Origin of the sequence: Streptomyces auratus (assembly GCF_050433025.1) — a bacterium.
Lineage (GTDB): Bacteria > Actinomycetota > Actinomycetes > Streptomycetales > Streptomycetaceae > Streptomyces > Streptomyces sioyaensis.
Genome location: NZ_JBNGCB010000003.1, coordinates 1,265,871 through 1,288,088 on the forward strand (window position 1 = coordinate 1,265,871; position 22,218 = coordinate 1,288,088).

22 protein-coding genes and 1 riboswitch are annotated in these 22,218 nt (G+C 72.6%); of the genes, 11 read left to right on the top strand and 11 right to left on the bottom strand.

All coding sequences use genetic code 11. The features are described 5' to 3' along the window. The first annotated feature begins 4 nt into the window (after positions 1-4). Both BKA18_RS25265 and BKA18_RS25270 read left to right on the top strand, forming a co-directional pair. Complete coding sequence (locus BKA18_RS25265) at positions 5-781, top strand: DsbA family protein (RefSeq protein WP_366045455.1); 777 nt, start codon at positions 5-7, stop codon at positions 779-781. Continuing rightward, positions 778-1,659, top strand: coding sequence for a cytochrome c biogenesis CcdA family protein (locus BKA18_RS25270; RefSeq protein WP_366045454.1), 882 nt, complete (start codon positions 778-780; stop codon positions 1,657-1,659). Before BKA18_RS25265 ends, BKA18_RS25270 begins: the two co-directional genes overlap by 4 nt. 165 nt (positions 1,660-1,824) lie before the next feature. Here BKA18_RS25270 and dgt read toward each other — a convergent pair whose 3' ends face one another. The 5 genes from dgt to BKA18_RS25295 form a co-directional block, all read right to left on the bottom strand. Continuing rightward, entirely contained in the window at positions 1,825-3,150 is a 1,326-nt protein-coding gene (gene dgt / locus BKA18_RS25275) for a dGTP triphosphohydrolase (RefSeq protein WP_235449818.1), read from the bottom strand. A gap of 49 nt (positions 3,151-3,199) precedes the next feature. Next, positions 3,200-3,553: a hypothetical protein gene (locus BKA18_RS25280; RefSeq protein WP_147249730.1), complete on the bottom strand. Its 354-nt coding sequence runs from the start codon at positions 3,551-3,553 to the stop codon at positions 3,200-3,202. 205 nt (positions 3,554-3,758) lie between these two features. Beyond that, complete coding sequence (nadE, locus tag BKA18_RS25285; protein WP_366045453.1) at positions 3,759-4,589, bottom strand: NAD(+) synthase; 831 nt, start codon at positions 4,587-4,589, stop codon at positions 3,759-3,761. 166 nt (positions 4,590-4,755) lie between these two features. Beyond that, a complete protein-coding gene (locus BKA18_RS25290; protein ID WP_006602998.1) occupies positions 4,756-5,310 on the bottom strand; it encodes a GH25 family lysozyme in 555 nt (184 codons plus the stop codon). A 385-nt stretch (positions 5,311-5,695) separates the two neighbouring features. After that, entirely contained in the window at positions 5,696-6,916 is a 1,221-nt protein-coding gene (locus BKA18_RS25295; protein WP_366045452.1) for a glycosyltransferase family 4 protein, read from the bottom strand. A 235-nt stretch (positions 6,917-7,151) separates the two neighbouring features. Between BKA18_RS25295 and BKA18_RS25300 the strand changes: the two genes are divergently transcribed. Then, positions 7,152-7,907, top strand: coding sequence for a response regulator transcription factor (locus BKA18_RS25300; RefSeq protein ID WP_366045451.1), 756 nt, complete (start codon positions 7,152-7,154; stop codon positions 7,905-7,907). A gap of 1 nt (position 7,908) precedes the next feature. Beyond that, positions 7,909-9,447: a HAMP domain-containing sensor histidine kinase gene (locus BKA18_RS25305; RefSeq protein ID WP_366045450.1), complete on the top strand. Its 1,539-nt coding sequence runs from the start codon at positions 7,909-7,911 to the stop codon at positions 9,445-9,447. 40 nt (positions 9,448-9,487) lie between these two features. Here the strand turns inward: BKA18_RS25305 and BKA18_RS25310 are convergent, their stop codons facing one another. Further along, positions 9,488-10,453 carry a M56 family metallopeptidase gene (locus tag BKA18_RS25310; RefSeq protein ID WP_366045449.1) on the bottom strand — a complete coding sequence of 322 codons (966 nt, stop codon included), beginning with the start codon at positions 10,451-10,453 and terminating at the stop codon, positions 9,488-9,490. Next, positions 10,450-10,875, bottom strand: a complete 426-nt coding sequence (locus BKA18_RS25315; RefSeq protein ID WP_366045448.1) for a BlaI/MecI/CopY family transcriptional regulator — start codon at positions 10,873-10,875, stop codon at positions 10,450-10,452. Before BKA18_RS25315 ends, BKA18_RS25310 begins: the two co-directional genes overlap by 4 nt. Positions 10,876-11,119: 244 nt before the next feature. Here BKA18_RS25315 and BKA18_RS25320 point away from each other — a divergent pair, with 244 nt between their 5' ends. The 3 genes from BKA18_RS25320 to BKA18_RS25330 all read left to right on the top strand — a co-directional run bounded on the left by BKA18_RS25320 (position 11,120) and on the right by BKA18_RS25330 (position 12,897). Then, positions 11,120-11,725, top strand: coding sequence for a phosphatase PAP2 family protein (locus BKA18_RS25320; RefSeq protein WP_366045447.1), 606 nt, complete (start codon positions 11,120-11,122; stop codon positions 11,723-11,725). After that, the gene (locus BKA18_RS25325; protein ID WP_366045446.1) at positions 11,722-12,456 is read left to right on the top strand and encodes a phosphatase PAP2 family protein; all 735 of its coding nucleotides are present in this window, start codon (positions 11,722-11,724) and stop codon (positions 12,454-12,456) included. Before BKA18_RS25320 ends, BKA18_RS25325 begins: the two co-directional genes overlap by 4 nt. A 150-nt stretch (positions 12,457-12,606) precedes the next feature. Then, complete coding sequence (locus BKA18_RS25330; protein ID WP_366045445.1) at positions 12,607-12,897, top strand: hypothetical protein; 291 nt, start codon at positions 12,607-12,609, stop codon at positions 12,895-12,897. 130 nt (positions 12,898-13,027) lie between these two features. Here the strand turns inward: BKA18_RS25330 and BKA18_RS25335 are convergent, their stop codons facing one another. The 4 genes from BKA18_RS25335 to gcvT all read right to left on the bottom strand — a co-directional run bounded on the left by BKA18_RS25335 (position 13,028) and on the right by gcvT (position 17,855). Then, complete coding sequence (locus BKA18_RS25335) at positions 13,028-14,413, bottom strand: L-serine ammonia-lyase (RefSeq protein ID WP_366045444.1); 1,386 nt, start codon at positions 14,411-14,413, stop codon at positions 13,028-13,030. Positions 14,414-14,870: 457 nt separating this feature from the next. Then, positions 14,871-16,130 (bottom strand): serine hydroxymethyltransferase, encoded by a 1,260-nt coding sequence (gene glyA, locus BKA18_RS25340; RefSeq protein ID WP_006602988.1) that lies wholly within the window; start codon positions 16,128-16,130, stop codon positions 14,871-14,873. Between the two features lie 91 nt (positions 16,131-16,221). After that, positions 16,222-16,599 carry a glycine cleavage system protein GcvH gene (gcvH, locus tag BKA18_RS25345; protein WP_006602987.1) on the bottom strand — a complete coding sequence of 126 codons (378 nt, stop codon included), beginning with the start codon at positions 16,597-16,599 and terminating at the stop codon, positions 16,222-16,224. 128 nt (positions 16,600-16,727) lie between these two features. Further along, a complete protein-coding gene (gene gcvT / locus BKA18_RS25350) occupies positions 16,728-17,855 on the bottom strand; it encodes a glycine cleavage system aminomethyltransferase GcvT (protein ID WP_366045443.1) in 1,128 nt (375 codons plus the stop codon). 151 nt (positions 17,856-18,006) lie between these two features. Further along, a riboswitch (glycine riboswitch) is annotated at positions 18,007-18,102 on the bottom strand. 260 nt (positions 18,103-18,362) lie between these two features. On the opposite strand from gcvT, the gene BKA18_RS25355 reads away from it, so the two are divergent. The 4 genes from BKA18_RS25355 (at position 18,363) to BKA18_RS25370 (ending at position 22,194) form a co-directional block, all read left to right on the top strand. Beyond that, positions 18,363-19,061 (top strand): AAA family ATPase, encoded by a 699-nt coding sequence (locus BKA18_RS25355; protein ID WP_366045442.1) that lies wholly within the window; start codon positions 18,363-18,365, stop codon positions 19,059-19,061. 102 nt (positions 19,062-19,163) lie between these two features. After that, positions 19,164-19,961: an enhanced serine sensitivity protein SseB gene (locus BKA18_RS25360; RefSeq protein ID WP_366045441.1), complete on the top strand. Its 798-nt coding sequence runs from the start codon at positions 19,164-19,166 to the stop codon at positions 19,959-19,961. A gap of 61 nt (positions 19,962-20,022) precedes the next feature. Next, positions 20,023-20,814 carry an enhanced serine sensitivity protein SseB C-terminal domain-containing protein gene (locus tag BKA18_RS25365; RefSeq protein ID WP_040898293.1) on the top strand — a complete coding sequence of 264 codons (792 nt, stop codon included), beginning with the start codon at positions 20,023-20,025 and terminating at the stop codon, positions 20,812-20,814. Between the two features lie 381 nt (positions 20,815-21,195). Further along, entirely contained in the window at positions 21,196-22,194 is a 999-nt protein-coding gene (locus BKA18_RS25370; protein ID WP_006602982.1) for an ABC transporter permease, read from the top strand. The last annotated feature ends 24 nt before the right edge of the window (positions 22,195-22,218 follow it).

A 22,218-nucleotide genomic window follows, 5' to 3' on the forward strand; every position in this document is an offset into this window, starting at 1 on the left:
CCGCATGCCCAAATCCGCTTCTCCCGCCCGCAAGCTGGCCGCCCTCGGCGCGGTCCTCGCCCTCGTCGTGGCCGTGATCGCCATCGGCGTGGCCATCGCCAAGTCCACCCAGAGCGGCCGCGACACCGAGCCCGGCGCCGCGCCCGCCGCCTCGCCGGAGGCCGAGGAGGACCCCGCCCAGCAGAAGATGTTCGACGACCTCGCCAAGCGGACCAGCCGGCGCGCGGACGGCGACCCGCTGGCCGTCGGCAAGAAGGACGCCCCGGTGGTGCTGGTCGAATACGCCGACTACCAGTGCTCGTTCTGCGGCCGCTTCACCCGCGAGACCCAGCCCGAGCTGATCAAGAAGTATGTCGACGCGGGCACCCTGCGCATCGAATTCCGCAACTTCACCGTCTTCGGCGCCGACTCCGAGCGGGCCGCCCGCGCCTCCTGGGCCGCGGGCCGGCAGGGCAAGTTCTGGCAGCTGCACGACGCGCTGTACGCCAAGACCCGCAAGGGCGCGGCGCTCGCCGAGGACAAGCTCGTCGGCCTGGCCCGCAGCAGTGGCGTCGACGACCTCGACACGTTCCGTACGGACATGAAGAGCGCGGACGCCGACAAGGCGCTGAAGAAGGATCAGGACGAGGGCTACCAGCTGGGTGTGCAGTCCACCCCGTCGTTCCTGATCAACGGCCGGCCGGTGGCCGGCGCCCAGCCCCTCGCGGTCTTCTCCCAGGCCATCGAGGAGGCCGCACGGACGGCGAAGCATCAGCCGGCGGCAAAGGGGGGCGGGAAGTGACCGACATCGGCTACCTCGCGGCGTTCCTGGGCGGGGCGCTGGCTCTGCTCAGCCCGTGCAGCGCACTGCTGTTGCCGGCGTTCTTCGCCTACTCCCTGTCGACCCCCGGCCGGCTGGTGGCCCGTACGGGAGTGTTCTATCTGGGGCTGGCCACGACGCTGGTGCCGCTCGGCGCGGCCAGTACGGCGGCCAGCCGGCTGTTCAACGGGCACCGTGAACTGCTGATCTCCCTCGGCGGCTGGATCGTCATCGCCATGGGCCTCGCCCAGATCCTCGGCCTGGGCTTCGCCTCCCGGCGCGCCCAGGCCGCGGCCGCGCGGATCACCCCCCGGTCGGCCGTCTCCACTTTTCTGCTCGGCTGCGTCTACGGCCTGGCCGGCTTCTGCGCGGGGCCGATCCTCGGGGCGGTGCTGACGGTGACCGCGGTCAGCGGCTCACCGGTGTACGGCGCCTCGATGCTCGCCGTCTACGCGCTGGGCATGGCGCTGCCGCTGTTCGTGCTGGCGCTGTTGTGGGACCGCTGCAAGCTCGGCACCCGGAGCTGGCTGCGCGGCCGGGAATTCACCCTCGGAAAGCTGCGGCTGCACACCACCTCGCTGCTGTCCGGGGTGTTCTTCATCGGCATCGGCGTGCTGTTCCTGCGCTTCAACGGGACCAGTGCGCTGCCCGGAGTCCTCGACGCGGACGCCGAATTCCGGGCCGAGGAATGGGCGACGCGGATCGGGAACGCGGTACCGGACTACGCCCTGATCGCGGTGGCCGCGCTGGTCGTCGCGGCGGTGCTGGGGCGTATCGCCCTCCGGCCGGAGAAGAGGCCGAAGGACGACGGGGCGAAGCCGCAGGACGGGGCGGAGCAGACCCGGAGCGGGGCCGAATAGCCGCGGCCGGGGGCCGGGCCGGGCCGTCGCGGGGCGGCACCGGCCGGGCCCCGGGGGCGGGGAGGCCGGGCGCATCGGCGCCGGGCTCGGTCCGGGGCCTCGTGCCCCGCGTGCTCCGCCCCGGGCCTCTTGGACTGCTCCCTGCCTCTCGGGGCTACTCCGGGCTCAGAGCCACACGTTGTCGTTGACCGAGCCCAGGCCCGTGCCGGACAGCCGGCGGTGCAGGGCCAGTGCCTGGTCCTCGGTCAGCGAGGCGACATGGTCCGCGGCGGCCCGCAGCCGGTCGCCGTGCAGCGCCAGCTCCTCGGCGCGGTCCGGCGGCAGCAGCTCGGGTGCGTCATGGCTCCAGCGCAGCAGCTCGCTGACCACCCGTCGCTTGCCGTGCTGCTGGGTGGCCAGCGCGGGGCGGTCGATGACGTAGCACCACACCAGCTCCTTCAGCAGCGCGCAGGCGTCCCGCCGCTCGGCCGGGATCACCAGCTGCGCGCCGTAGCGGATCGCCGCCTCGCCGCCCACCTCCAGCTCGATCCCGCGGGTGAAGTACGAGATCAGGTCGGCGGTACGGCGATTGACCGCGACCGCGTCCTCATGGCTGCCGCTGTACGGGGCGGGCACCGCGAGCCGCTTGCCGATGTCCGCCATCATCACCAGCGCCGCCTCCCGGTCGAAGGCCTCGCCCGCGCGCGCCCGCTTGGCCTGCACATAGTCCAGGAAGCGGCGGGTCTCCCGCTCGGTCTCGGCGCCCGCGGCGCCGTCCGGCGGGAACAGCGCGGCCAGCGGGATCAGGCCCGTGCGGTAGAAGTCCTCGACGTCATGGCAGGCGTAGGTGACATCGTCCGCCCAGTCCATGACCTGCTCCTCGACCGGTACGGCGGTGTCCGTACGGCCGGCCCGCACCCAGGAGAACGCCTCCCGGTCGGCGACATACACCCCCCACTTCACATGGCGCGCCGGATCCTGGTCGACGGGCGCCCGCTCCCAGGGGTACTTCGTGGCGGCGTCCAGGCAGGCGCGGGTCAGGTGCAGCCCGCGATGGCCCGGGTACTTGTGGGCGGCGAGGAAGGTCAGCACCCGCAGGGTCTGCGCATTGCCCTCGAAGCTGTCCAGCACACCGTCCGCGAAGTGCAGCTCGTCCATCGTGGCGCGCAGCGCCAGCTCACCGGCGTGCCCGAAGGGCGGATGGCCGATGTCGTGGGCCATGCACGCCGCCTCGACCAGCGCCGGATTCGGACCGCCGTACTGGCGCTCCAGCCGCTCCGCCATCCGCCGGCCGAGCTGGGCCACCTTCATCGAGTGCGTCAGCCGGGTGTGGTACGCGCCCAGCTCGGCGCTCGCCACCACCTGACTCTTGCCGGCCAGCGCCCGCCACTGCGTGGAGTACAGGATCCGGTCGACGTCATGCTCGAACCCGGACCGCTGCCCGTCGTCGGGCACCCGTCGTTGCAGGGAGTGCTGCTCTAGATCCTCATCGCTGTATCTGGCAGGTCGCATGCGCGGATGGTAGTCCGGCACGCCCGGCCGGGGCCCGTCCGGTGGTGGCTCAGGCGTCCAGCCGGCGTCGCCGGCGGGCAGGGAGACGGGCGTGCGGGCGGGCGTGCAGGGGGTGGGCGTCCGCACGGCGCCGGCGGTCGTTGCACAGCAGGCACTTGCCGTAGCCCGGCGGCAAGGGGTCTTCCGGATCGCCGTACAGCGGGTCGACGGCGCCGTGCGGATGTATGGCGCAGCCGGTCGGGCCGGTCTCTGCGCCCAGTGAGCTGGCGGCGGTCAGCGCTTGCCGGAGGACGTGGACTAGCTGGTCCGCATCGCGCCGGCTCGGCGCGGACTGCAGGGAGGAGGCAAGGTCGGAGGCGGTGGTCAGCGCGGTCTGGAGTTCGCGCAGGTTTGCGTAACCCATGCCCCGGAGCGTAGGCGGCCCCACTGACAGTTGATCGTCCGATCGCACTTCGCGGCTTCCCATGCCCGCATGCATGCCCGCTCCCACCCACGATTTAGCACCGGGATGGTGACGGTCCCCTGGCCAGGGTGTGACGGGTGGGGGTGCGGGGAGGGGGACGCCCGGACCGCGAGCAGCCGTCGGCCCGCCCCGTCGCCGACCGGCCTCACGGTGCGATCGGCAGCCCCCGCTTGTGCTCCGTGAACCGGTACCGGCGGACGATGGCCTGGGCGGCGGTGTCGTCGACCGGCTTGCCCTCCAGGAAGTCGTCGATCTGGTCGTAGCTCACACCGAGCGCGTCCTCGTCCGGCTTGCCCGGGTCGAGGGTCTCCAGATCGGCCGTCGGCACCTTGTGGACCAGCTCCGCCGGGGCGCCCAGCGCCGCCGAGACGGCGCGCACCCGGCGCTTGGTCAGGCCGGTGAGCGGCACCACATCGGCCGCGCCGTCTCCGAACTTCGTGAAGAAGCCGGAGACCGCCTCGGCCGCGTGGTCGGTGCCCACGACCAGGCCGTCGCGGGCACCGGCGACCGCGTACTGCGCGATCATGCGCTGGCGGGCCTTGATGTTGCCGTGGACGAAGTCCTGGTGGTGGGCGTCGCGGAAGGTGAGCCCGCCGTCCACCGCGGCCTGCAGCGCCGCGTCGCTCGCCGGGCGGATGTCGACGGTCAGCTCCCGGTCGGCGCGGATGAACTCCAGCGCCCGCTGGGCGTCCTTCTCGTCCGCCTGGACGCCGTACGGCAGCCGCATCGCGTAGAACGTCGCCTCGTGCCCGGTGGCGCGGGCCCGCTCCACGGCGAGCTGGCAGAGCCGCCCGGTGGTCGTGGAGTCGACGCCGCCGCTGATCCCCAGGACCAGGGAGCGCAGGCCCGTGGAGGTCAGCCGCTCGGTGAGGAAGGCCACCCGGCGTTCGATCTCCTGCTCGGCGTCGAAGGACGCGGTCACCTGGAGATCCCGGGCGATCTCCTGCTGCAGGGTCTTGGACGCCGGGTCGGTCACGGCTGCTCCTCTGGATTCTCGTGGTGGTGCGTCGTGCCGTTGTCGTGACGCACGGTTCCTATGGCACGGGGTCCCGTGACGCACCGTTCCGTGCGGCGTACGCAGCGTTTCTCTTTCGCGTACGTGCGCTTCCCGGGGGTGCGAATCGGCGTGCCGGTAGGAAACCTTATGCCGGGTGCGCCCACTTCTTGAGGGCGGCCTTGCTCGCGAAGTCCGCGACGTCCTTGTCCAGCGGGGTGCTGGTGTACTGATGGATGCGCCACTTCGCCTTGATCCGCGGATGGCCGGCGGAGACGTAGTCGGCGATCCACAGGCCGTCGGCCGCGTACGACGTGGTGTCGTGGTGGAGCCAGAATTCGCGGTTGCAGTAGAGCAGCACGCGGTGGGTGGGGCGCAGCCTCTTCACCTCGGCCAGGAACTTGTCCTTCTCTGCATTGCCGGCATACGTCCCCTCGCCGGTGCGCTCCCAGTCGCAGGCCAGGAGATCACCCTGGACCGACGCGCACTTTTCGACGAAGTATTTCGCCTGGGCGGCGATATTTCCCGGCCACAGGAAGTGGTAGAAACCGACCACGCAGCCCGCCTTACGGGCCTTCGACGCCTGCGCGGACTGGTTCGGATTGATGTAGGAACGGCCTTCGGTGGCCTTGACGAAAACGAAGTCCAACCCCTCGGTGGAATACGAGGTGTTGTACGAGCTGACATCGACACCGTGCAGCATGAACGGCCTCCTGCCGATCGGACCTGCGGATTCGAAGCGTCAACTGCTCGAAGCGGCAACCGTGTTGCGGCGTGGTGTGGCGTTCCTGTGTTTGTGCGCCGTTGTGCCCCTGCGCACTTCGTCCCGGTGTTCTGACCCGCTGCCGCCGCCGTGATCCAGAACTGCTGTGACCCCGAACTGCCGTGTTCCCGCAATGCGGTGCCACCGGGGTCCAGTGTTTCTGTGTTCCGTGGGATGCAGTTTCGTTCCAGCAGTTTCCAGCAGTTCAGCATGCCGATACCGGAAGGCGCCAGATCGTGGTGGGAAATTCCGTGCACGCGGGCGGATGTGACGGCGCGTCCGGTGGGCGACCGGGCGTGGGCCCCGCCGTAGGGGGCGGGCCGCCTCAGCGGCGCAGGGCCCGTCGCAGCAGCCGTCGGACGCGGCCGCGGGTACGGCTCAGGGTGCGCTGCCAGGCCCGGCTGGTGCGCGTCGACTGAAGCTCCTGGAAGAGGAGTTGGTAGCGCTCGGCGATCGGCTCCGGGTCGTAGCGGTGCGAGCTCTCCCGCGCGGCCTCGGCCATCTCGCGGCGGCGCTGCGGGGCCTCGATGAGCTCCAGCAGGGCGCCGGCCAGCGCCTGGCCGTCCCCGCGCGGCACCAGCAGCCCGTCCTTGCCGTTGTGGATGATCTCCGCGGGGCCCAGCGGGCAGTCGGTGCTGACGACCGGCACCCCGCAGCGCATCGCCTCGACGATGGTCATGCCGAACGACTCGGCGTCCGAGGCCGAGGCGACGATCGAGGCCTTGGCGAACTCCGCCTCTATCGGCGAGCGCGGCCCGGTCAGCTCCGCCTTCCCGCTCAGCCCGAGGCCGTCGATCAGCCCCTGGAGCTTGGCCCGCTCGGCGCCGCCGCCGTGTATCCGCAGCTGCCAGTCGGGGTGCTTGGCGGCGACCGCCGAGAAGGCCTCGATCAGCAGGTCGAAGCGCTTGCCGCGGACCAGCCGGCCGGCCGCCGAGATCACCTTCGCGGTGCCCTCGGACGGCGGGCCGTCCGGCGCGGGCACGATGTTGGGCACCGCCAGGACCCGTACCCCGGGCAGCGGCATCCGCGCCCGGTACACGGCGGCGTCCGCCTCGGTGGTGGTGACCAGTGCGTCCAGCGTCCGGTAGTGGCGGGCGAGTTCGGCGCGGAGCTGCTTGCTGTGGGCGTCGTGTCTCAGATGCTCCTGGGCGATCCGCAGTGCCCGGCGGGGGCCGAAGCGGGCCAGGTAGACGTTGATGCCGGGTCGGGTGCCGATCAGCACGTCCGCGTCCGTACCGCGCAGGAACTCCGCGGCGCGGATGTCGACCAGCCGGTTGTACTGCTCGTACCGCTTCTCGGCGAGCGGGAAGTCCTGCGCGGCCTCGCCGAAGCGCGGATCGGCCATGTCCTCGCTGCCGACGCGGGTGTCCACCAGCGGCACCAGCCGTACCCGGGGGTCCGGGGTGAACCGCGGGACCTCGCGGTGCCGGAGCATCGAGACGATCTCGACGTCGTGCCGGTCGGCGAGTGCGGCGGCGAGGTTGAACGTGGTGCGGATGGTGCCGCCGATGGCGTAGGCGTTGTGCAGCAGGAGGGTGATCTTCATACGGTGCGGTGCTCTCCCCGAGATGTGCCGAGTCGTTCCGACCGGCCGGTACCCTCGCGACCTGGTCGTCGCGGCCGACCGTCCGGCACGGGGGCAACCGTGGCGGTAAGGGGTAAGTCAATGGCGTGGCCAGGGTGAGAGCCCGGTAAGAACCACGGGTGAGAGGCAAGTAAGAAACCCGCCATCGGACCGGCCGCCCGCAGCCGCACCCCCGGGCCCTTGGCACACTTGCCGCGTGACCCACTCCGTGCTGCTCGCCGAGGACGACCGCCCCATCCGCACCGCGCTGGAGCGTGCCCTGACCCTGGAGGGGTACCAGGTCACGGCCGTCGCCGACGGCATTCAGGCGCTGGCCGCCGCCCACCGCGAACGGCCGGATGTGATCCTGCTGGACGTGATGATGCCGGGGATCGACGGGCTCCAGGTGTGCCAGGTGCTGCGGGCCGAGCAGGACCGCACCCCGATCCTCATGCTCACCGCCCGGGTCGAGACGGCGGACCGGATCGCCGGACTGGACGCCGGTGCGGACGACTACGTGGTCAAGCCGTTCGAGGTCGAGGAGGTCTTCGCCCGGCTGCGCGCGCTGCTGCGGCGGACGACGCCGGAGCCGGCCGGGACGGCGGGCTCCGCGGGTCCGGTGGCCGGGGCCGACGGGCCGGGGGAGCCGGACGAGGCTCGGCTCGCGGACAGCGGGGTCGTCGAGGCCGCGGATCTGCGGATCGACGGCCCCTCACGCCGTGCCTGGCGCGGCGAGCGGGAGCTGGAGCTGACCCGGACCGAGTTCGAACTGCTGGAGCTGCTGGCCCGGAACGCCGGGATCGTCCTGGACCATTCGACGATCTACGACCGGATCTGGGGCTACGACTTCGGGCCGGGCTCGAAGAACCTCGCGGTGTACGTGGGCTATCTGCGGCGCAAGGTCGACGTCCCCGGCAGCCGCCCGCTGATCCACACGGTGCGGGGCGTCGGCTACGTCCTGCGGGAGGACTGAGATGTCCGGGCCCCGCGGCGGGAGAGATCCGGGCGCCCCGGCCGGCCGGGGGCTGCGGGCCCGGCTGCGGGCCCGGCTGCGGGCCTGGCGCAGCGGCGGGCAGGCCGCCTGGCTGCGCACCCGGAAGCCGGCCAGCCTGCGCACCGCCTTCGCGGTGGCCTTCGCCGCCGGTGCCGCGGCGGTGACCGTCCTCGTCGGGTTCCTCAGCTACGACGCGGCGGCCCGGCTGGTGCGGGTGGACGAGAAGTCGGTGTTCTCGGAGGTCGTGGGGGATCTGCGCACCCAGGTCCAGGAGAAGCCGCTGGAGCCCGAGGACTATGCGTCCTCCGACCCCGACCACGACGGACCGCGCGACGACCTCACCCGGCCCACCCGTACCGATGTGCAGATCCTGGGCTCCGGCGGCCGGATCGTGGAGCTGGGCAGCCCGGCCCTGCCGGCCGGTGCCGAGGAACAGCGGATCGCCCGGGACGCCCACGCCGGCCGGGTTGCGGAGCGGGAGGCGAACGTCGGCGACGAGGTCTACCACGTCGCGACCGTCGCGCTCGGCGGCGGCCGCGGGGCGGTCCAGGTCGCCCAGAAGTTCAGCGAGACCGAGGATCTGCTCTCCGCCCTCCAGCAGCGCACCGCCCTGCTGGCCGCCTCGGTCATAGCGCTGGCCGGGGCGGGCGGCTGGTGGCTGGCGCGCCGGATCACCGGCCGGCTGGTGCGGCTGACCTCGGTCGCCGAGAGCGTGGCGGAGCACGGGCGGCTGGACGTCCCGGTCCCGGTGGCGGGGCGGGACGAGGTCGCCCGGCTCGGGCGGGCCTTCGACGACATGCTCGGGCGGCTGGCCAGCGCCGTCCAGGACCAGCAGCGCCTCGTCCAGGACGCCGGCCATGAGCTGCGCACCCCGCTGACCTCGCTCCGTACGAACATCTCGCTGCTCAAGCGCTTCGACGAGCTGCCGCCGGACGCCCGCGAGGAGCTCCTCGCCGACCTGGCGGGCGAGGCCAGGGAACTGAGCGATCTGGTCAACGAGCTGGTGGATCTGGCCGCCGGGCAGCGCGACGACGATCCGCTGTCCGAGGTGAGCCTGGCCGAGGTCGCCGAGAAGGCGGCCGCCTCGGCCAGGCGCCGCACCGGCCGCGAGATCACCGTACGGACCGTCCGCCCGGCGGTGGTCGAGGGCCGGTCCGCCGCGCTGCACCGGGCGCTGACGAATCTGCTGGAGAACGCCGCCAAGTTCGACGCGGGCGGGACGGAGCCGATCGAGGTCGTGGTCACCGGCGCCCGTTTCGAGGTCCTCGACCGCGGCCCCGGGATCGCCGAGGCGGACCTCACCCGGGTCTTCGACCGCTTCTACCGGGCCGCGGGCGCCCGCGGTCTGCCCGGCTCCGGTCTCGGCCTCGCCATCGTCCGCGAGATCGCGACCGCCCACGGCGGCCATGCCTTCGCCGCCCGCCGCGAGGGCGGCGGCGCGACCCTGGGATTCACGGTCGGGACGGGACAGGGGAGCGGCACCCGGGCGCACCCGCGGAACGAGCCGGGGGACTCCTGACACCGGGCGCGGCGGTTCGCCGGACCGCCCTCGGGAGCCCTCAGTGCGCCACCTCCCCCTGGGCCACCTCCACCGTCTCGTGCAGATCGGCCGCGGCGTCCAGGGCGGCGGCCGCCGAGAAGGCGACACAGGCGAGCAGGGCCGCGGCGATCAGCCGGCGGCCCGGGAAGCCGGCCCGTATCGGGGGGTGACCGGTCGCCCGCTCCTCGTCCAGCAGGGCGGCGACCCGGCGCGGCACCGGGCCGGCCGTCGCGGCGAGCACACTGCCGGGACGGTACGGCGCCCGGTCCTCCGGGCGGGCTGCCAGCGCCGCGCGTCCGATGGCCCGGGCGGTGACCCGGCGGTCGCCCACCCGGGACGCGGCCGCTTCGTCGGCCCAGCGCTCCAGGGCGTACGCCAGGGGTGCGCGCAGCGAGCGGAGCAGCGGATGGCAGGCCGCGGAGAGCGTGGCCGTGAGCAGGAACAGATGGTGGCGGCCCGCGAGATGGGCGCGCTCATGGGCGAACAGCGCCTCCCGCTCGGCCGGCGGCAGCGCCCGCAGCATCCCGGCGGTGACCACCACCCGGCCCGGCCGGCCCGGCAGGGCGTAGGCCTCGGGCGCGGGGTCGGGGAGGACGCACAGATCGCCGGAGGCCGGGTGGGCGTCGGTGGCCTGCCGGGCGGTGCGCAGTTCGGCGCGGTGCCGGCGGGCGTGATGCAGGACGGCGAGCGTGCAGGCGGTGAGCAGAACGGCGGCGGCAGCGGCCACGGGGACGGTCACGGCACCGTCGCCGCTGTCGCCGAGCAGCGGCAGGGAGAGGTGACCGAGGGCTGCGACCGGGGGCAGCCGCAGCGCCCCGGCGGCCGCCAGCAGGCCGAGCGCCGCGGTCGTACATCCGGCGAGGGCGGCCGCGCTGCCGGCCAGCAGCCAGGCGGCGGCGCGCGGCGGCAGCGACTCGGCCAGGCGGCGGGCGGCCGGCACCGCGAGCAGCGGCATCAGCAGCGGGATCCATACGGCGACGATCACGGGCCGGCTCCGGGGCCGGACAGCGGCGCGGCGGACGGCCCCTCGGGGGCGTCCCCCGCCGCCTCCAGCAGGGTCCGCAGCAACTGCTCGTCCTCGCTGGTCAGCTGGGAGACGAAGCGGGCGAGGGCGGTGCCGCGGTCGTCCTGCTTGTCGAGTTCGCTGCGCATCCGCCGGGCGGTCAGCCCCGCGGAGTCCTGTATCGGCGAGTACGTGAATCCTCGGCCGGCTCTGGAGCGGGACACCGCTCCCTTGTCGTGCAGCCGGCTGAGGATGGTGGTGACGGTGGTGCGCGCGAGGCGGCCGCCGAGCGCGCGCTGCACCTCGGCGGGGCTCAGCGGCTCGCCGGCCGCCCAGAGCGCCGCGAGCACGCTCGCCTCCAGCTCGCCGGCAGGGCGCCGCTGTACAGGTGATGTCTCCGACATGGAACGCCCTTCACCATTTCGTCGTCTACAGTTCCGACAGCCGTCTACGTGACTGTAGTCGGCCGGTCGGTCGTGGGGCAGGCCCGCACCCATTATGAAAGGGCCCGCCGACAACGCCGCCGCCGCTGCATTTTCGCAGGTGACAGGGGTTGCCGCCGCACCGCGGGCACTTGGCCCACCGCCGCTGGCCACCCCTGCGCCCTCCGCACCACCGCGCCGTACGCACCACCGCCAAGGAGAACCCGTGAACCACCTCGCCTTGGGCGGCGCCTCGATGGACGGCGGCCTCTACACCCGGATCACCGGCCTGGCGCAGCACACCCCGCACGGCCTGAACACCCTGATCTCCTACTGGACCGACTACGGCCTCGGCCTGTTCGCCGTCCTGATGCTGATCGCCTGGTGGCGGGCGCGCCACGGTGCCCCCGGCGCGATGGCGGGGGCGCTGGCCACCCCCGTCGTGGTGGTCCTCGCCTTTGCCGTCAACGACCTGGTCAAGACGGTCTTCGACGAACAGCGGCCCTGTCGGACGCTGCACACCGTCACCGTCGAGGCCTGTCCCGGCCCCGGCGACTGGTCGTTTCCCAGCAACCACTCCGCCATCGCGGCAGCTGCCGCCGTCGCCCTGCTGCTGGGCGACCGGCAACTGGGCCGGATCGCGGTGCCGGCCGCGTTCCTGATGGCGGCCTCGCGCGTCTGGGTCGGCGCGCACTACCCGCACGACGTCGTGGTCGGCCTGCTCGTCGGCGCCCTCGTCGCCCGGCTGGCCACCCCGCTCGCCCGCCACGCCGGCCCCACCGTCGAGCGGATCCGCGCCACCCGGCTGCGTCCCCTGGTGGCCGCCCGGTGACCGCGTCCGGGCCGCCGCCGGCGCCGGAACCGCAGGCCGCACGGCGCGGCCCCGCCCCACGCCCCGGCCCCGGTACCCGCCCGCTGCTCACCGTCGCCGCGGTCTGCGCGGCGCTCTTCACCGCCGCGGCCGTCACCGTGTCCGTACGCCACGGCGTCCCACTGGGCCCCGAACAGGCCGCCATCCACTGGTCCGCCGCCCACCACGGAGAGCCGCTGCGCTCGATCGCCCGGGTGCTGACCGCCACCGGCACCGGCACGGTCCCCTATCTGCTGGCGGTGCTCGCCGGGCTGCTGGCCGGCCGGGACGCGCGCGGCCGGCTGCGCGCCGTGGGCTGCGCCGTCCTCGTCCTCGCCGCCGGCCAGGCGATCCGTTACGGCCTGATGGAGCTGCTCGCCCGCCCCCGGCCGCCGGCCCTCGACTGGGCCGGCCCCGCCTCCGGCTACGCCTTCCCCTCCGGACACGCCACCACCTCGGCACTGGCGGCCGGAATCCTGGCCTGGGGCATTGCCCGGCGCGTCGGTCCCGCCCGCGCCCGCACCTGGTGGGCGGTGCTCGCCGTCTGGGCCGCCGGCGTCGGCCTCACCCGCGTCTACCTCGCCGTCCACTGGCCGGGCGATGTCGTCGGCGGCTGGCTGCTGGCGGCCACCCTGCTCTGTCTCGCACTGCTCCTGGAGCCGCTCGCCGTCCCCCGTACGCGGCCGGGCAACGCCCATCCCACGAACAGCTGACGATCCGACCAGGTCTTTCCCAAGGCGGCATGGACGCGTCCCGCGCCGAGCAGCACTGTCCTGGGCACCGGGACGACGGGCGCCTTCCGGCCATCCCGCCACCGGCACCGCCCACGGCACGTACCACCGCACCGCCAGGGGGACACCACGATGAACCAGCCGCTCGACGCCCGGGTGCCGCGCCCGGCCGCCCACGCCTCCCGCGGCCGCTGCCCGGCCGCCGCGCCCAAGGACCCCACCCCGTGCGAGGGCCCGCACGACGCCGCGACCCTCGTCGACCGCCACGGCCGGGAGGTCGCCGGCTGCGTCCACCACTGCGCCCGGGTGCTGGCCGGCCTCGACGGCGCCCGGGTCCACCCCTTCGTCCCCGCGGGCCAGGCCCTGGAGATCTACTCCCGGGCCCGTGAACTCCCGCCCTTCGCCTGGGAGATCGGCCGGTAGCCGGCATGAACCGTGCGGCCCCGGGCCGCGAGGCCCCGGGCCATGAGGTCCCGGAGCACGAGTGAGGGACCGCCGATCCCGCCGGCGGCCCCTCCCCTCCCGGCGCCGATGGCTCAGCGGCGCCGTTCGCTCAGCACTCGATGATGTTCACCGCGAGCCCGCCCCGCGCCGTCTCCTTGTACTTGACGCTCATGTCGGCGCCGGTGTCCTTCATGGTCTTGATGACCTTGTCGAGGGAGACATGGTGGTGGCCGTCGCCGCGCAGGGCCATGCGGGCGGCGGTGACGGCCTTGACCGCGGCCATGCCGTTGCGCTCGATGCACGGGATCTGGACGAGGCCGCCGACCGGGTCGCAGGTCAGGCCGAGGTTGTGCTCCATGCCGATCTCCGCGGCGTTCTCGACCTGGGCGGGGGAGCCGCCGAGGACCTCGGCCAGGCCGCCGGCGGCCATCGAGCAGGCGGAGCCGACCTCGCCCTGGCAGCCGACCTCGGCGCCGGAGATCGAGGCGTTCTCCTTGAAGAGCATGCCGATCGCGCCGGCTGCGAGCAGGAAGCGGACGACGCCCTCCTCGTCGGCGCCGGGCACGAAGTTGACGTAGTAGTGCAGGACGGCGGGGATGATGCCGGCCGCGCCGTTGGTGGGGGCGGTCACCACCCGGCCGCCGGCGGCGTTCTCCTCGTTCACCGCCATCGCGTAGAGCGTGGTCCACTCCATGGCGCGGGCGGCGGCGTCGCCCTCGGAGCGCAGCTGGCGGGCGGAGTGGGCGGCACGGCGGCGGACCTTGAGGCCGCCGGGCAGTATGCCCTCGCGGCTCATTCCGCGGCTGACACAGTCCTGCATGACCTGCCAGATCTCCAGCAGCCCGGTGCGGATCTCGTCCTCGGTGCGCCAGGCCTTCTCGTTCTGGAGCATCAGGGCGGAGATGGACAGCCCGGTGTCGCGGGAGAGCCGCAGCAGTTCGTCACCGGTCCGGAAGGGATGGGTCAGGACGGTGTCGTCGGGCACGATCGGGTTTTCGCCCGCGACGGCGTCCTCGTCGACGACGAAACCGCCGCCCACCGAGTAGTACGTCTTCTCCAACAGGGGCGCGCCGGTGCCGTCGTAGGCGAAGAGGGTCATGCCGTTGGCGTGGTAGGGCAGGGCGCGGCGGCGGTGCAGGATCAGCTCGGACGACTCGTCGAAGTCGATCTCGTGGGCGCCGCCGATTTCGGCGCCCAGCAGCCGCAGGCGCTTGGTGGTGCGGATGCGCTCCACCTCGTCGTCGGCGGATTCGACGTCGACGGTGCGGGGGGAGTGCCCCTCCAGGCCGAGGAGGACGGCCTTGGGGGTGCCGTGGCCGTGGCCGGTGGCACCGAGGGAGCCGAAGAGTTCGGCGCGGACGCTGACCGTCTGGGCGAGCAGGCCGTCCTTCTTGAGCCGTCCGACGAACATCCGCGCGGCGCGCATGGGGCCGACGGTGTGGGAGCTGGAGGGGCCGATGCCGATGGAGAAGAGGTCGAAGACGGAGATGGCCACGGGGGCGGACTCCCTTGTCTGCTCGTGGTGGACGGTGGAGCAATGGAGCAGGAGGTACGTTTCTGCGCCGATTGTCGAGCGTAACGCGGACCGGAGATGTGGCCGCCGGACGGAAACCGGCGGGCATCCGTCGCGGGGGGTAACAGCCGGTGTCGGGGTGGATACGAAAGCCGCGGCGGATGCCGGGCCGGGCCCGGATTCCGGCCGCCGGGGCCCGGTCGCCAGCCTGGTCGGGGACGCGGACGCGGGGCTCGGTCAGGTGCCGGGCGAGGGGGAGGGCCGGGCAGCTGGAGCCGGACGCCCGGGGCCCCGCAGAAGAGGGAGAAGAAGGGGAGAAAGGGGAGGGGCTTGCGGGGCGTGAGCCCAGGGGGACGGCCCCGGGCCCAGCGCCGTGTCCCCGTCACCCCACCCGGCCCGCCGCATCCGGCGGGCCGGGGAGGTCAACGCATGAGACGCGTCACAGCGACGGGTAGAGCGGGTACTTGTCCGCCAGGGCCGTGACCCGGGCCTTGAGGGCGTCGGCGTCGTAGGCCGGCTTGAGGGCCTCGGCGATGATGTCGGCGACCTCGCGGAAGTCGTCGGTGGTGAAGCCGCGGGTGGCCAGTGCCGGGGTGCCGATGCGCAGTCCCGAGGTCACCATCGGCGGCCGCGGGTCGTTGGGGATGGCGTTGCGGTTGACCGTGATGCCGACCTCGTGGAGACGGTCCTCGGCCTGCTGGCCGTCCAGCTCGCTGTCGCGCAGGTCGACCAGGACGAGGTGGACATCGGTGCCGCCGGACAGCACGGAGACGCCGTGCTGCTTGACGTCGTCCTGGACCAGGCGCTCGGCGAGGATCCGGGCGCCGTCGAGGGTGCGCTGCTGGCGCTCCTTGAAGTCGTCGGAGGCGGCGACCTTGAAGGAGACGGCCTTGGCGGCGATGACGTGCTCCAGGGGCCCGCCCTGCTGGCCGGGGAAGACCGCGGAGTTGATCTTCTTGGCCAGCTCCTGGGTGGAGAGGATGACGCCGCCGCGCGGGCCGCCCAGGGTCTTGTGCGTGGTGGTGGTCACGACGTGGGCGTGCGGCACCGGGTTGGGGTGCAGCCCGGCGGCGACCAGGCCGGCGAAGTGCGCCATGTCGACCATGAGGTAGGCACCGACCTCGTCGGCGATCCGGCGGAACGCGGCGAAGTCCAGCTGGCGGGGGTAGGCGGACCAGCCGGCCACGATCAGCTTGGGGCGGTGCTCCTTGGCGAGGCGCTCGACCTCCTCCATGTCGACCAGGTTGGTCTTCTCGTCGACGTGGTAGGGCACCACGTTATAGAGCTTGCCGCTGAAGTTGATCTTCATGCCGTGGGTCAGGTGCCCGCCGTGGGCGAGGTTGAGACCCAGGATGGTGTCGCCCGGCTTGATGAGGGCGAACATGGCGGCGGCGTTGGCCTGCGCGCCGGAGTGCGGCTGGACGTTGGCGGCCTCGGCGCCGAAGAGGGCCTTGATGCGGTCGATGGCGATCTGCTCGACGACATCGACGTGCTCACAGCCGCCGTAGTAGCGGCGGCCGGGGTAGCCCTCGGCGTACTTGTTGGTGAGGACGGAGCCCTGGGCCTCCATGACGGCGACGGGGGCGAAGTTCTCCGACGCGATCATTTCGAGGGTGGACTGCTGGCGGTGGAGTTCGGCGTCGACGGCGGCGGCGACATCGGGGTCGAGCTCATGGAGGGAGCTGTTCAGAAGCGACATGAGTCTTTCCTGGGGAGTCAGGGGGCGCGATGGGTCCCCCGGAGTCCGGGGGAGCGTCCACTCGGGCGGTGGCGGACGGGGAGCCGGCGGCTCAGCTCTGGATGAACGCGGCGTACTCGTCGGCCGAGAGCAGCTCGGCCGGCTCACCGCTGGTCTTCACCTTGAACAGCCAACCGCCCTCGAACGGGGCGGAGTTCACCAGCGAGGGGTCGTTGACGACGTCCTCGTTGATCTCGGTGATCTCCCCGTCGACGGGCGAGTAGAGATCGCTGACCGACTTGGTCGACTCCAGCTCGCCGCAGGTCTCACCCGCCGCGACCGTGGTACCGACCTCGGGGAGCTGCACATAGACGACGTCGCCGAGCGCGTTGGCCGCGTGCTCGGTGATGCCGACCGTCGAGACGCCTTCCTCGGCGCCCGACAGCCACTCGTGCTCCTTGCTGTAGCGCAGCTGCTGGGGGTTGCTCATGGCTCGATTCTCCTGTACGCGAGGGTGTGGTCGTGAAGCGGGTCGCCCCTGGCGGAGCCAAGGGGAGGTTCTTGCACAGTGCGACGCGCGGGTGCGCGCCGTGGCCGGCTCCCGGCGGGAGCGGTCCGCTACTTCTGCCGCTTGTAGAAGGGCAGCGCGGTGACCTCGTACGGCTCATGGCTTCCACGGATGTCCACGCAGACACCCTCGGTGCCCGGTGTGGCGTAGGCCGCGTCGACATAGGCGATGGCGATCGGCTTGCCCAGGGTGGGGGAGGGCGCCCCGGAGGTGACCTCGCCGATGACCGTGCCGTCGGCGCTGACGACCGGGTAGCCCGCGCGCGGGACTCGGCGGCCCTCGGCGACCAGACCCACCAGCTTGCGCGGCGGGTTCGTCTCGGCGCGCTCGGCGGCCGCCGCCAGCGCGGCGCGGCCCACGAAGTCACCGTTGTTGGTGGTCTTCTCGAACTTCACGACCCGGCCCAGGCCCGCGTCGAACGGCGTGGTCGCGGTGGTGAGCTCGTGCCCGTACAGCGGCATGCCCGCCTCCAGGCGCAGGGTGTCGCGGCAGGACAGACCGCAGGGCACCAGCCCGGCGTCCTTGCCGGCCGCGGACAGCGCCTCCCACAGGGCGACCGCGTCCGCCGGCCGGACGAACAGCTCGAAGCCGTCCTCGCCGGTGTAGCCGGTACGGGCGATCAGCGCCTCGACGCCGGCGACCGTGCCGGGCAGGCCCGCGTAGTACTTCAGGCCGTCCAGGTCGGCGTCGGTCAGCGCCTTGAGGATGCCGGGGGACTCCGGGCCCTGCACCGCGAGCAGTGCGTAGGCGTCGCGGTCGTCGCGGATCGCGGCGTCGAAACCGCCGGCCCGCGCGCTCAGCGCGTCCAGCACCACCTGGGCGTTGGAGGCGTTGGCGACCACCATGTACTCCTGGTCGGCCAGGCGGTAGACGATCAGGTCGTCGAGGATGCCGCCCTCGGCTTCACAGATCATGGTGTAGCGGGCGCGGCCGGTCTTCACGCCGCCGATGTTGCCGACCAGCGCGTAGTCGAGGAGATCGGCGGCCTGCGGGCCGGTGACGGTGATCTCGCCCATGTGGGAGAGGTCGAAGAGGCCGGCGCGGGTACGGACGGCGACATGCTCGTCGCGCTCGCTGCTGTAGCGCAGCGGCATGTCCCAGCCGGCGAAGTCGGTCATGGTCGCGCCGAGCGCGCGATGGGTGGCATCCAAGGCAGTACGACGGGGGGCAGCAGTCATGGTTCCGGGCTCCCGGGCATGGGTGAGAGGACGTTCTCCCCATCTGTCATCGGAACCTGAGAGGTTCACCGGGATCCTGCGAACGGACCCGGTTTGCACCTTGGGTGGAGCCATCCCGTAGGCCGGGCGGTGACTCGCTTTTCAGATCTGCCTCGCCCGTGCGGTATAGGGGCCTGAGAGATTCAAGGGAGGACTTGCTCCTTCGGCGCCCCGCCTTGGCGGCCGGGGACTCTCCCGCGCGGGTTCAAGCGGCCGGTATGGAGTTGGCGGTGCACAAGTGAGACGCGGTGTGCACGTGGCGGCCACATCATTGCACGGGATCGCCCGATACAGCAGCCCTGGTGGGCGGCCGGCCCATGACGTGGGCAGATCGGACAACCACCTTGATGGGCATTACCTTTTCTTGACACTCTGCGGGTACGGGACGGACTCGAACCGGAACAGAACCGGACGGGGAGGGTGATCACGGTGCACGGAGAAGCGGCATACGGTGCCACTTCAGGGGTCGTGTCTGCCGAAGCCGTACGTCCCGGCGCCGTGCCGGGGGCGGCCGCCGCCGTGTCCCGCGGCGGCCGTCCGCGGCGCAGGGTCCTGCGGCCCGGCCGCCGCGCCGGGGTCGTGGATCTGCGGGGCGCGGGGCGGGCGCGCGGCGCGGTCGAGCTGCGGTTCCCGGCCGGCGATCTGGTGGTGGTCTCCGGGCTGCCGGGCAGCGGCAAGAGCACCCTGATGCAGCGCGTGGTGCCGCCGCTGGACCGGCGCGGCGCCCTGGTGCACCGCATCGATTCGCAGGACGTCCGCGAGCGCTGGGAGCGCGGCCGGCTGCGCCGGCTGCCCTACGCCCTCTACCGCCCGCTGGTCCGGGCCGCCCACTATCTGGCGCTGCGCCGCGCGCTGCGCTCCGGCGACAGCGTGGTGGTGCACGACTGCGGGACCCTGGCGTGGGTGCGCGGCTGGCTCGCCCGGGCGGCGGTGCGCGGCGGCCGCGGACTGCATCTGGTGCTGCTCGATGTGCCGCCGGAGGTGGCGCTGTCCGGCCAGGAGTCGCGCGGGCGCGGGGTGTCGGGGTACGCCTTCGCGCGGCACCGCGGGGCGGTGGGCAGGCTGGTCGGCGCGGCGGAGGCGGCCCGGCTGCCGTACGGGGTCGGCTCGGCGGTCCTTCTCGACCGGCGGGCGGCGAACACCCTGGAGACGATCGGCTTCGACTGAGCGGAGCCGACCGCAGCGGGCCCGTGCCCCGCGGGTTTCTCCGCGCGCTTTCTCGTCTAGGGTCGACGGCCAGAAGGTGCGGTTTGGAACGGGTGGATTGACATGACATTTCCGGAGCAGGGGATACCGCAGCTGGCGTGGCCGGCGAACGAACTCGAAGAGGTCCTGGCCGCCGCGGTCGGGCATCCCGGCGCGGGCGGCCGGATCGTCGAGGTCCTGGGCCGCAGCCGGGTGTGGGTGCCGTTGCCCAACGGCGGCGGCCCGCAGAGCGCGGGCCCCGGCGCCCGCGGCCTCGATCTGCCCACCCTCGAACTCGACGGTGCGCCCTACGTCCCGGTCTACAGCTCCGAGCAGGAGTTCCTGCGGGTGGTCGGCTCGCACCTGTCCTTCACCGTCGCCCCGGCACGGGAGTTCGCCCGCGGACTGCCGCCGCAGGTCGGTATCGCGGTCAACCCCGACGGCACGATAGGCGTCCCGCTGCCGCCCGCCGCGGTCTGCGAACTCTGCCGGGCCGGCCGGCAGGCCGGGGACGGTCTGCCGAGCGGCGGCCGGGTGCGGCTCTTCGAACCGGACTGGCAGCACGAGCCGGTGGACTTCCTCGCCGCCGCCGGACTGGAGTTCTCCGCCGCCGGAATTGTCCTGACTGCCCGGCGTGCCCTGGCAAGTGTCGAGGGCGACACGCCCGCGCTGTTCGTCGGTGTTCAGGTCGCCGCCGACCCCGCCGCAGTGCACGACGGCACGGCCCGCGAGGCGGTACTGTCAGCCCTTGGACGTGCGCTCGGCGCCGTACCGGTGCCCTGGCCCGTGCAGCTCGTCATGCTCGATCTCGCCCAGGGGGACCCGGTCGCCGACTGGATGCTGGAGCGTGTGCGCCCCTTCTTCTCTCGGCACCACTCGTAAGCTGGTTGGATGACGGGCGGGCGCACCCACACGTGCCCTGCTGACAGAAGGGACGGACGACGTGAGCGCGGGTGCGCATCAGGGGCCGGCGGCGGCCGGGCAGCTGGAGCAGCTGCTCCAGCAGGTCTCGCCCGGCCGTTACGACGCCTATGAGGCACTGCTGCACGCGCTCGCCGCGGGCCAGGTCTGGATGCTGCTCTGGCAGGGCAGGGCCGGTGCGCCCGACGCGCAGTACGGCAACATGGAGGTCGACGGCCTCGGCTATGCACCCTGTGTGACCTCGGCGCCCGAGCTCGCCGCCTCCGGCTGGAACCGCGACCACGAAGTGGTCACCGGCCCCGAGATCGCCGCCGCGCTCTTCCCCGACCGCTGGGGCCTGTGGCTCAACCCGCACGCCCCCGGGGGCGGCGTCGGCATCCCCTGGCTGGATCTGCGCCGGATCGCCGGCGGCCTCGACCGGCTGCCCGCCGGGCCGTTGCGGATCTCGGAGCCGGTCATCGACATCCCGCAGTTCTATGCGCTGCTCGCGCAGAACGCCCACCGGACGCCCGCCGTCCGGTCGCTGCGCCGGGCCTGGGTGCAGCCCGCGCTCGGTGCCCCGTATCTGGCGGTCGGTCTGGATCTGTACGACACCGGCCAGCAGGCGGTGGATTCGGCGCGGTTGATGATCCAGCAGTCGATCGGCGCGGTGCCGGACGGGCTGCCGGTCTCCACGGTCGCGATGAACGACGAGTACGACCCGGTCGCCCTGTGGATGCGGGCCTCCACGCGCCCCTTCTTCGACCGTGACGGCTACGCCCAGCAGCAGCCCCCCGCCGCCTCGTACGGCTACGGCTACCCGCGCCCGTACTGATACGTCGCGGCGCGTCGGTCCGACGCCCTTTCCGGGATGAATTCTCCCGCTATGACCCGCGGTTGAGGCCCTCTCGCGCGGTGGTGCGCCCCGCTCAGACCGCGTTGTTGTCCGTATAACGGAAAGCCGCGGGCCACATCACAGTTACGCATCCTTTCCCGACCGGGTCTGGTGAGTGATCGCAACTCGGATGAAGACTCCGGCAGCAGAGGACCTCGGTTCTTTCTACGAGTGTCATCCCGCACGACGTCACGCGAATCCCCGAATTCCACCGCGCGAATTTCCGGGAAATCCGCAGGACTTGCACCAGTGATGTGAAGCAGGCCGCTATGCGGCGGGGATGTGGGCCGGTCACTGCCGGCCGAGAGGGGTCAAGGCACCGTGACCGCACCGATCGAGACCACCGGGGCGGCTGCCCAGGCGCAGCCGGAAGCGGTGCTGAAAGGCGTGGAAGGAAAGCGGATCGAGGGGCGTTCGCTCGGTCAGATCGCCTGGCTGCGCTTCCGGCGGGACAAGGTCGCGGTGGCCGGTGCCATCGTTGTCATCCTGCTCGTCCTCGTCGCCTCGCTCTCCCGGCCGCTCCAGGCGCTGCTGGGGCTGGACCCCGACAACCCGAACCAGGCGCTGATCGACCCCAACACCACCCTTCCCAAGGGCGACGTGGGCGGCATGAGCGCGGACCATCCGCTCGGCGTGGACCCGAAGTTCGGCCGCGATCTGCTCGCCCGGGTCCTGGAGGGCTCCTGGGTGTCGCTGATCGTGGCGTTCGGCGCGACCTTGCTGTCGGTCGCCCTCGGCACCGTCCTCGGGGTGGTCGCGGGCTTCTACCGCGGGCGGGTGGACGCCTTCATCAGCCGGATGATGGATGTCTTCCTGGCCTTCCCGCTGCTGCTGTTCGCCATCGCGATCTCCGCCTCGCTGCAGGGCGGCGCCTTCGGCCTGGAGGGCCTGCCGCTGCACATCTCGGTGCTGATCTTCGTGATCGGCTTCTTCAACTGGCCGTACATGGGGCGGATCGTGCGCGCCCAGACGCTCTCGCTGCGGGAGCGCGAATTCGTCGACGCCGCCCGCGGCATGGGTGCGCGCGGCCCGTTCATCCTCTTCCGGGAGCTGCTGCCCAACCTGGTGGGGCCGATCATCGTCTACTCCACCCTGCTGATCCCCTCCAACATCCTCTTCGAGGCGGCCCTGAGCTTCCTCGGCGTGGGCATCCAGCCGCCCCAGGCGTCCTGGGGCGGGATGCTCAACCAGGCGGTCAAGTACTACGAGGTCGACCCCCAGTACATGATCGTCCCCGGCCTCGCGATCTTCGTCACCGTGCTCGCCTTCAACCTGCTCGGTGACGGTCTGCGGGACGCATTGGACCCGCGCAGCCGCTGACGGCGGTGCGGGGCGCCCGCTCAC

Bases quoted from the DNA above. Each gene is read 5' to 3' on its own strand.
- BKA18_RS25330 (WP_366045445.1), top strand. From the start codon at position 12,607: ATGAACCAGCCGCTCGACGCCCGGGTGCCGCGCCCGGCCGCCCACGCC.
- BKA18_RS25265 (WP_366045455.1), top strand. From the start codon at position 5: ATGCCCAAATCCGCTTCTCCCGCCCGCAAGCTGGCCGCCCTCGGCGCG.
- BKA18_RS25360 (WP_366045441.1), top strand. From the start codon at position 19,164: ATGACATTTCCGGAGCAGGGGATACCGCAGCTGGCGTGGCCGGCGAAC.
- gcvT (WP_366045443.1), bottom strand. From the start codon at position 17,855: ATGACTGCTGCCCCCCGTCGTACTGCCTTGGATGCCACCCATCGCGCG.
- BKA18_RS25305 (WP_366045450.1), top strand. From the start codon at position 7,909: ATGTCCGGGCCCCGCGGCGGGAGAGATCCGGGCGCCCCGGCCGGCCGG.
- BKA18_RS25295 (WP_366045452.1), bottom strand. From the start codon at position 6,916: ATGAAGATCACCCTCCTGCTGCACAACGCCTACGCCATCGGCGGCACC.
- BKA18_RS25290 (WP_006602998.1), bottom strand. From the start codon at position 5,310: ATGCTGCACGGTGTCGATGTCAGCTCGTACAACACCTCGTATTCCACC.
- gcvH (WP_006602987.1), bottom strand. From the start codon at position 16,599: ATGAGCAACCCCCAGCAGCTGCGCTACAGCAAGGAGCACGAGTGGCTG.
- BKA18_RS25280 (WP_147249730.1), bottom strand. From the start codon at position 3,553: ATGGGTTACGCAAACCTGCGCGAACTCCAGACCGCGCTGACCACCGCC.
- glyA (WP_006602988.1), bottom strand. From the start codon at position 16,130: ATGTCGCTTCTGAACAGCTCCCTCCATGAGCTCGACCCCGATGTCGCC.
- BKA18_RS25315 (WP_366045448.1), bottom strand. From the start codon at position 10,875: ATGTCGGAGACATCACCTGTACAGCGGCGCCCTGCCGGCGAGCTGGAG.
- dgt (WP_235449818.1), bottom strand. From the start codon at position 3,150: ATGCGACCTGCCAGATACAGCGATGAGGATCTAGAGCAGCACTCCCTG.